Genomic DNA, 8,852 nt, shown 5'->3' with positions numbered 1-8,852 from the left:
CCCCCACCCACCAATTGACCACCCACACCACGCAAGCCGTCCAACCATCTGGCCCAAGACGGCTTCCCGATCAAGGAGCGCGGCACGGAGTCCCCCTGGACGGCTTGGGCCGGTGGCGTGGAAGGCCACTCGCGCGCTTCCGGCAGCAGCCGGACGTTCCCCGTCGACCAGTCGACCTGCGGGGTCGGCTCGTCCACGTGCAGGGTCTTGGGAATCCGGGATGCCGGGGTGTTCTGGTTTGGGATGGGAGGGAGCTGTCTGGGATGAGCGGCTGCGGGCTGTTTGGATGAGTTGGGAAGGTTGGATGAGGTCGGGTTGGTTTCGGTGAGTTGGAAGGGGAGTTGGGTGGAGGGGGAGGGCGGGTTGGACGAGCGGGAGCGGCGGTGGCGGTTGGTGCTCGGAGGGGAGGAGAAGCTGGAAGGGCAGGACGGGCGGGTCGATGCCGCGTTGGAGGCCGTGTACGGGGCCGGGCGGCGGGGTGGGTTGAAGGGGTCGGCGCCGCAGGTGGCGCGGTGGCTCGGGGAGATCAGGGAGTTCTTTCCCGCCTCGGTGGTAACGGTGCTGCAGCGGGACGCGGTGGAGCGCCTCGACCTGGCGCAGCTCCTGGCCGAACCGGAGCTCCTGGACGCCGTCGAGGCCGACGTTCAGCTCGTCGGGACCCTCCTGGCGCTCGGCACGGTGCTGCCCGACCGGGCACGGGAGTCGGCCCGCGCCGTCGTCAGGAAAGTGGTCAGAGAGGTCGAGGAGCGGCTCGCGGAGAAGACCCGCTCGCTGGTCGGCGGGGCCGCCGATCGGGCGGCGCGACGGCAGCGGCCGAGACGCGCCGCCGACATCGACTGGGACGGGACGATCCGCGCGAACCTCCGGCACTACCTCCCCGACCGGGGGACGATCATTCCGGAGCGGCTGGTCGGGCACGGCCGGACCAGGCAGGGGACCCGGCGCGAGGTGGTGCTCTGCGTGGACCAGAGCGGGTCGATGGCGTCGTCGGTGGTCTATGCGGGGATCTTCGGTTCGGTGCTGGCGTCGATCGGATCGCTGCGCACGTCGTTCGTCGCGTTCGACACGGCCGTCGCCGATCTGACCGGCGAGCTCCACGACCCCGTCGGGCTGCTGTTCGGCACCAGTCTGGGCGGCGGCACCGACATCGGGCGGGCTCTCGCCTACGCGCGCGGCCTCATCACACGGCCCGCCGAGAGCGTCGTCGTCCTGATCAGCGATCTGTTCGAGGGCGCGCCGCGCGAGGAGATGCTGCGGCGCGCGGCCGCGATGACCCGCGACGGCATCCGGATGATCGTGCTGCTGGCGCTGTCCGACGACGGCACCCCCGCCTACGACCACGAGAACGCCGCGGCGCTGGCCGCGCTCGGCATCCCGGCGTTCGGCTGCACCCCCGACCGCTTCCCCGATCTGATCGCCGCCGCGCTGGAGGGCGGCGACCTGTCCGCCTTCGCCCCCTGATCGGGCGAGATCTTCAGGCGAGGGCGGACAGGAGCAGGGGCAGTGCGGCACGCAGCTCACGACGCCAGTAAGGCCAGCGGTGTGTGCCGTCGTACAGGTGGACGGTCGCGGGAACGGCGAGTTTCTTGAGTTTGTCGGCGTACATCGCGGTGGCCTGGTGGACGACCCGTTCGATCGCGTCGGGCTCGGTGTGCGACGTGTCGAGCGGCCCTGGCGCGCCCGTCCCCGCTGACAGGTACAGCCGCACCCCCGACACCTGGGTGACGAGGTCGAACGGGTTGTGCTGCCGCCAGATCGGCCGCTGGGCGTGCGGGTGGCCGAAGACCGACCGCCAGTCGGCGTTCCGGCAGCCGATCTCCATGGTCAGCCGGAACAGGTCGACCGGGTCGAGCGCGCCGGGGTTCTCGTGCAGCAGATGCAGCGGCCCGCTGAAGGAGGCGGCGGCCCGGAACATTCCGCGGTGGCGCGCGGCATAGGACAGCGCGCCGAATCCGCCCGCCGAATGCCCCGCGACGGCCCGTGCCTCCCCGGCCCGATATCCGCGTTCGAGAATCTGCGCGAGTTCGACGAGATGGAAGGTCTCCCACTTCGGCGGCCCGCCGGCGCCGCCATTCCACCAATCGCCGTAGGTGGCGCACGGCCCCGCCCCCGGCATGACGACGAGTACGTCGGCGTCGGCGGTCAGCGCGTCGACATCGGTCTCGGTGCTCCACGCGGTGTGGTCGCCGTTCAGCCCGTGCAGCAGCCAGAGGGCGGGCCAGGTGCGGTGGGCGTCGCGCGACCAGCCGGCCGGCAGCAGCAGCCGGACCTGCCCTTTTCCGCCGAGTGCGGGCGAGGCGATGGTCAGGTCGAGGATCCTCCGGCCGGTCCTGCGTTCCCCGACCACCCGGGCCCCGTCGTCGGCGGACGGGGTCGGGGCTCTGGCCGGTCCGCCCGGCGCTATCGTCGCCGCCACCGCCGTGAGGGCGGCCGCGCCCGCCCCGAGCCACATCGCTCGCCGCATATTCCGCCCTCGGCAATTCTCTCGCGCCTGGATTACGGAGTGTTCCCAGGTCGGCGCGGTGACGCACCGCTTCCACCCTACATATAGGATGCAAAGCACGGGAATTGCGCAGCGTATTCGAGCGCTGACCGAACGTCGGGCAAAGGGAACGGAAATGCGCTCCAAAGCAGAACTCGACGCGCTGATCCGCCGGGAGCGCAGAGCGGTCCTGATCGTCAACACCCGGTCGCGGCGCGGCCGGAAGCTCCACCCCGAGGCCGTCCGGCTGCTGGAGCGGGCCGGGTTCACCTTCACCCGCCGGTTCCCCGTCACCGATCCGAGCACGCTGCCGTCGGTGTTCGCCGAGGCGCTGGCCGACGCGCCCGACCTGATCATCGTGGGCGGCGGCGACGGCACCCTGAAAGAGGCCGTCCGTCATCTCGCCCACCGCGACGTCGCCCTCGGCCTGCTGCCGCTCGGCACCACCAACAACTTCGCGCGCGGGCTGCTGCTCCCGCTCGACCTGCCCGGCGCCGTCGGAGTGATCGCCGAGGGGAAGGTCGCCGACGTCGATCTCGGTGAGCTCGATCCGCTGGACGGCGGCCCCACCGAGATCTTCGCGAACATGGTCAGCCTCGGCCTGTCCGTCCGGGTGGCCGGTACGGTGCCGCACCGGCTCAAGCGCGTGGTGGGCCGGGCCGCCTACCTGCTGACGGCGCTGCGCCTCCTCCCCCGCCACCGCCCCTTCGACGCCACCGTGACGATCGACGGCGCCACCCACGAGCTGACCACGCACCAGCTCAACGTGGCGAACGGCAGCCACCACAGCGGCCGGCCGATCGCCCGCGACGCCAGCCCCGACGACCGGCTGCTGGCGGTCTACCGGCTGGGCGGCTCCGCGCGGCTGCGCCTGCTGTCGGCGACGGCACGCCATGTCCTGACCGGCCACCGCAGGACCCTCGCCGAGCCCGCGTTCCTGACGACCGGCGAGGTCACCGTGGCGACCGACCCGCCGATGGCCGTCGACGTGGACGGCGAGCTGCGCGCCCGCACCCCCGTCCGGGTGCGCCTGCTCGGCAACGCCCTGCGCGTCATGGTGCCCCGCCACTTCACCGACACCTGATCCCGGCGACGCGCCGGAGCATCCCGCCGGGCACCGCCATTGGACACCCGCCGGGAAAGCCAACAAGATGCGTAAGTGGGTACTTTTAGGGTTGCGATCATCGGGGCGGGCTTCGGCGGCATCGGGCTGGCCGTCCTGCTGAAACGGGAGAACGTCCCGTTCGTCGTCCTGGAGAAGGCCGACTCCGTGGGCGGTACCTGGCGCGACAACACCTATCCGGGCGCCGCGTGTGATGTTCCTTCGCATCTGTACTCCTTCTCGTTCGAACGGAAGACGGACTGGTCGCGCCGCTACGCCGAGCAGCCCGAGATCCTCGGCTACCTGCGGCACTGCGTCACCGCCTACGGCCTGGAGGAACACCTGCGGCTCGGCACCGAGGTCGCGGGCGCCGAGTTCCGTGACGGCCGCTGGCACCTCGACACCTCGTCCGGCCCCGTGACGGCCGAAGTCCTCGTCTCGGCGTGCGGCCAGCTCAACCGCCCCGCGATCCCCCAGCTTCCCGGCCTGGAGACCTTCACCGGGACCTCCTTCCACAGCGCCCGCTGGAACCACACCCACGACCTCACCGGACGCGAGGTGGCCGTGATCGGCACGGGGGCCAGCGCGATCCAGTTCATTCCCCGGGTGGCGGAGCGGGCCGCGAAACTCACCGTCTACCAGCGGACCGCGCCGTACGTGATCCCGAAACCCGACCATGCCTACGGCCCCACCGCCCGGCGGCTGCTCAGCGCGCTCCCCTTGCTGCACGACCTGGACCGGCTCCGCACCTACCTGTACTTCGAGGCCCGCGCCCTCGGCTTCATCACCTGTCCCCCGGCCCTGAAGCTGATGGGGCGCTCGTTCCGGCGCTCGCTGCGCAAGGCCGTGCCCGACCCCGAACTCCGGCGACGGCTCCACCCCGACCACCCCCTCGGCTGCAAACGCGTGCTGATCTCCGACGACTACTATCCGGCCCTGCTCCGGCCGAACGTCGAACTCGTCACCGAGCCTGTCAAAGAGGTACGACAGAACGCGCTCGTCACCGAGGACGGCCAGGTCAGAACCGCCGACACGATCATCTTCGGCACCGGTTTCCGCGCCACGGACTTCCTCGCCCCCATGACGATCCGCGGCCGTGACGGACGCGAGCTGACCGAGGAGTGGCGGGACGGCGCGCACGCCCATCTCGGCCTGACCGTCCACGGCTTCCCGAACCTGTACCTGCTCTACGGACCGAACACCAACCTCGGCCACAACAGCATCGTGTACATGCTGGAGAGCCAGTTCGCCTACGTCATGGCCTGCCTCCGCACCGGCCGCACGCTGGAGGTGCGCCGCGACGTCCAGAGCGCGTTCAACGACGATCTGCAGCGGCGGATGAAGGGCACGATCTGGAACTCCGGCTGCACGAGCTGGTATCAGACGGCGGACGGGAAGCACGTCAACAACTGGCCCGGCTACACCTTCGCCTACCGGCGTGCCACCCGGCGTCCCGATCCGCGCCATTTCTCCGTAGGGTAGGCGTATGCCTACAGCACTGATCACCGGGGCCACCGCGGGCATCGGCGCCGCGTTCGCCCGCCGCCTCGCCCGGGACGGCCTGGATCTGGTCCTGGTCGCCCGCGACGAGAAGCGCCTCACCGAGTCCGCCGCCGACCTGCGGGACAAGTTCGGGATCGCGGTCGAGGTACTGCCCGCCGACCTCGCCGACGACACCGGGATCGCCCGGGTCGAGGAACGGCTCCGCGACGGCGTCGACCTGCTCGTCAACAACGCCGGCTTCGGCAACCAGGGCACGTTCATGAACGTCCCGGTCGAGGACGAGCTGCGGATGCTCAAGGTGCACTGCGAGGCCGTCCTGCGGCTGACGTACGCGGCGCTGCCCGGGATGCGTGAGCGCCACCGCGGCGGGATCATCAACGTGGCGTCGGTCGCGGCGTTCTTCTCGCGCGGCACCTACTCGGCGTCGAAGGCGTGGGTGGTGTCCTTCAGCGAGGGCATCGCGCCGGACATCCAGGATCCGAACGTCAAGGTGATGGCGCTCTGCCCGGGTTTCGTGCACACCGAGTTCCATGAGCGGGCCGGGATGGACACCGCGAAGGTCCCGAACGCGCTCTGGCTGGACGCCGACGACGTCGTGGACACGGCGCTCGCCGATCTCCGTCGCGGTCTGTCGGTCAGCGTGCCCGATATCCGCTACAAGGCGATGGTCGGTTTGGGAAAGTTCATCCCGAGGAATCTGTCTTCCCGGTTGTCCTCCCGCACGGGCAGACGGTACGACTAAGCAACATGCGACTCACCCCCCTCATGGTCGGCGCGCTCCTCCTGAGCGCCACGACCCTCACCGCAGCACCCGCGCAGGCCATCGTCGGCGGCCAGGCCGTCAAAGCCAAGAGCTACCCGTGGGTCGCCGCCCTCACCTCCCCGGTGGCGTTCGTGCGCCCCGGCGGGCACTTCTGCGGAGGCGTGCTGGTCAAGCCGAACAAGGTACTGACGGCCGCGCACTGCGCCCGCCAGTTCAAGTACATCCCGGGCAGCCTCAGCGTGACGTTCGGCAGGTCCGACCTGGCCAAGAAGAAAGGCGGCACGACGGTCAAGGTGAAGAAGGTCTGGATCCATCCGAAGTACCGCCAGACCGACTTCAACGGGATCGACGTGGAGCACAACGATGTCGCCGTCCTCACCCTCACCAAGAAAGTGAAGATCAAGCCGGTGGAGCTCGGCGATCTCACCGGTGCGAAGGCGTACGTGCTGGGCTGGGGCGAGACCAGGAAACTCAAGGTCACCGATGTGAGGCTCCGCAAGGCGCATGTTCCGCTGGTGCCGGCGGAGGACTGCCGCAAGGCCTACGGCGGCAGCCTGGACGACGGCATGACGTGCGCGGGCTCACCGAAGGCCGACACCTGCCGGTTCGACAGCGGCGGCCCCCTCGTCGTGACCGTCAAGAAGAAGGTCCGGATCCAGGGCCGGCTCGAGGACCGCTGGGTGCCGCGCGTCGTCGGCCTGACGAGCTGGGCGAAGGGCTGCGCGCAGCCCGGCTATCCGGGTGTCTACGCGAAGGTCTCCACGTTCCTCGATACCCTCAAGAAACAGCTCTGACCTGACGATTCGGTAGTATCGGCTCGTGCCGGAGCCCAAGTTCGAAGTCCAGATGCTCGCCGACCGCGTCATGATCAAGGCCGACAAGGACGGCGAGCGCACGTCCAGCTCCGGCATCGTCATCCCGGTGACGGCCGACCAGTCCAAACTGCTGGCCTGGGGCGAGGTCTGCGGCACGGGCCACCACGTCCGCACCGTCAAGGTCGGTGACCGGGTCCTGTTCCACCCCGAGGACCAGCTCGAAGTCGAGCTCCAGGGCACCACCTACCTCGTCATGCGCGAACGCGATCTTCACGCCGTCGCCAACGAGCGCCCCGAACACGGCACCGGCCTCTACCTCTGACGCCACGGGCCGCGCTGCCCGGATATACGGCGTCTATACCGGTCTGAGCTTGTCTTTCGGTGGCCGGCGACGAAGTGCGCCGGGCGGACGAGAGGAGTTCACGTGGTTCAGAAACGTCGCATCGCGGTGGCGGGACGGGGCCCGCTGGTCGAAGTCGCGCAGTAGAGCAGGCGGCTTGGGGGCGCGTCGTGGGACACGCCGGGTTGCGCGGCCAGCCTTGGACAGAGTCGTCCATGTTGCGGGGGCGGTCGCGCAGCCAATATTGGCTGGTGGATTTTCGGGTTTTGGGATCGTTGCGGGTGATGTGTGACGGGGTGCCCGTCGAGGTGGGTTCCGCGCCCAAGGTCAGGCTGGTTCTGGCGGCGTTGCTGGCGAGGGGTGACCGGCGCGCGTCGCTCGGCTGGCTCGAGACGGTCGTGTGGGGTGAGGACCCGCCCCGCTCGGCCCGGCGCAACCTGCAGCTCTACGTGTACCAGTTGCGGCGGGTGCTCGGCGCGGAGACGATCGACGGCCACCCCGACGGCTACACGCTGGTCACCGGCGGGGACTCCGACGCGCAGCGGTTCGAGCGGCTCGCCGCCGAGGGCCGTCGTGCCGGTGACGACGCGGCGGCGATGGAGCTGTTCCGCCGGGCGCTGGACGCCTGGGACGGACCCGCGTTCGCCGAGTTCCTCGACAGCGCTCCGATCGCCGCCGAGGCCGCCCGCCTCGAACAGGAACGGCAGTCCTGCGTCGAGCTCTGGGCGGAGGCGGGGCTGCGTCTCGGCCGGGCCAGGGAGGTCGTCGCCGAGCTGACCGAGCTGACCGACGCCCAACCGCACCGCGAGGCGGCAGTCGGGCTCCAGCTGGTCGCGCTGCACCGGACCGGTCGCCGGGACGAGGCGCTGGAGACCTACCAGCGGTTCCGCAAGCGGCTGGCCGACGACCTCGGTCTGGACCCCGGTCCCGCGCTGGTGCGGCTGCACGAAGCGATCCTCGGCGGCGACCGCACCGTGCGCTGGCCGATCGCCGCCCCGCCGCCGCCCGCCCCGGTCACGCCCGGCGGGCCCTACCGGGGCCTCGTCGCCTACCAGGCCGTCCACCGGGAGTGGTTCTTCGGGCGTCAGCGGCTCACCGACCGGCTGCTCGAACTCGTGGAGGCGCACCGGCTGGTCGGGGTGTCCGGGGCGTCGGGCAGCGGCAAGTCGTCGCTGCTGCGGGCTGGGCTGATCCCGCACGCGCCGGGCATCCTGCTCACTCCGGACAAGCGCCCGCTGCTCTCCCTCGCCCTCGCGCTGGAGCAGCTGACCGGTCTGGAGCCCGAGCGCCTCGCGAAGGTGCTCAGGGAGCGTCCGGGTGAGCTCGCCGGACGGCTGAGCGGGCGTCCCCTGATCGTCGTCGACCAGTTGGAGGAGATCTACACGCTCTGCCCCGACGTCGGCGAGCGGACGGCGTTCCTGTCCGCCCTCCTCGGGCTGGGCGACTCCGCGAGGGTCGTGCTCGGCGTCAGAGCCGACTTCCTCGCGAGGCTGAGCGAGCGGCACGACGTCGTCGACGCGCTCAACACGGCCCATCTGATCGTCGGGCCGCCCTCCCCCGACGAGCTGCGGGAGATGATCTGCGGGCCGGCCGAACGCGCGGGGCTGGCCGTGGAGCCCGCGCTGGTCGCGACCGTCCTCGCCGAAGCGGGCCGGGAGCCGGGGGCGCTTCCGCTGCTGTCCCACGCTCTGCGCGAGACCTGGCGCAGGCGCGACGGCGACGACCTGACCCTCGCCGCCTACCGCGAGGCCGGCGGGGTGAGCGGCGCGATCACCGAGACCGCCGAACGCGTCCACGACGGGTTCGACGCCCAGGGGCGGCGGGCCGCGCGCCTGGTGTTCCTGCGG

The 8,852-nt window shown here is 70.8% G+C and carries 8 protein-coding genes; 7 read left to right on the top strand and 1 reads right to left on the bottom strand.

Annotated elements, in window-relative coordinates; translation table 11 throughout:
- The first annotated feature begins 363 nt into the window (after window positions 1-363).
- The gene (locus ACYVE7_RS23330) at window positions 364-1,461 is read left to right on the top strand and encodes a VWA domain-containing protein (protein ID WP_460367178.1); all 1,098 of its coding nucleotides are present in this window, start codon (window positions 364-366) and stop codon (window positions 1,459-1,461) included.
- Between the two features lie 13 nt (window positions 1,462-1,474).
- On the opposite strand, the gene ACYVE7_RS23325 is transcribed toward ACYVE7_RS23330, so the two are convergent.
- Window positions 1,475-2,464 (bottom strand): alpha/beta hydrolase, encoded by a 990-nt coding sequence (locus ACYVE7_RS23325; RefSeq protein WP_460367176.1) that lies wholly within the window; start codon window positions 2,462-2,464, stop codon window positions 1,475-1,477.
- 154 nt (window positions 2,465-2,618) lie between these two features.
- Between ACYVE7_RS23325 and ACYVE7_RS23320 the strand changes: the two genes are divergently transcribed.
- From ACYVE7_RS23320 to ACYVE7_RS23295, 6 genes are all read left to right on the top strand, one after another.
- Complete coding sequence (locus tag ACYVE7_RS23320) at window positions 2,619-3,566, top strand: diacylglycerol/lipid kinase family protein (protein ID WP_460367175.1); 948 nt, start codon at window positions 2,619-2,621, stop codon at window positions 3,564-3,566.
- Between the two features lie 75 nt (window positions 3,567-3,641).
- On the top strand, window positions 3,642-5,066 hold the full coding sequence (locus ACYVE7_RS23315) for a flavin-containing monooxygenase (protein ID WP_460367173.1): 1,425 nt from the start codon (window positions 3,642-3,644) through the stop codon (window positions 5,064-5,066).
- A gap of 4 nt (window positions 5,067-5,070) precedes the next feature.
- Complete coding sequence (locus tag ACYVE7_RS23310) at window positions 5,071-5,829, top strand: SDR family NAD(P)-dependent oxidoreductase (RefSeq protein ID WP_460367172.1); 759 nt, start codon at window positions 5,071-5,073, stop codon at window positions 5,827-5,829.
- A 5-nt stretch (window positions 5,830-5,834) separates the two neighbouring features.
- Complete coding sequence (locus tag ACYVE7_RS23305; protein ID WP_460367170.1) at window positions 5,835-6,644, top strand: serine protease; 810 nt, start codon at window positions 5,835-5,837, stop codon at window positions 6,642-6,644.
- A 25-nt stretch (window positions 6,645-6,669) separates the two neighbouring features.
- Entirely contained in the window at window positions 6,670-6,987 is a 318-nt protein-coding gene (locus tag ACYVE7_RS23300) for a GroES family chaperonin (RefSeq protein ID WP_460367168.1), read from the top strand.
- Between the two features lie 269 nt (window positions 6,988-7,256).
- Window positions 7,257-8,852, top strand: a 1,596-nt coding sequence (locus ACYVE7_RS23295) for an AfsR/SARP family transcriptional regulator (protein WP_460367166.1), incomplete at its 3' end; no start/stop codon positions are given.

The sequence above is a fragment of the Actinocorallia lasiicapitis genome (assembly GCF_054778695.1).
This window is presented reverse-complemented; position numbering and strand designations above follow the sequence as displayed.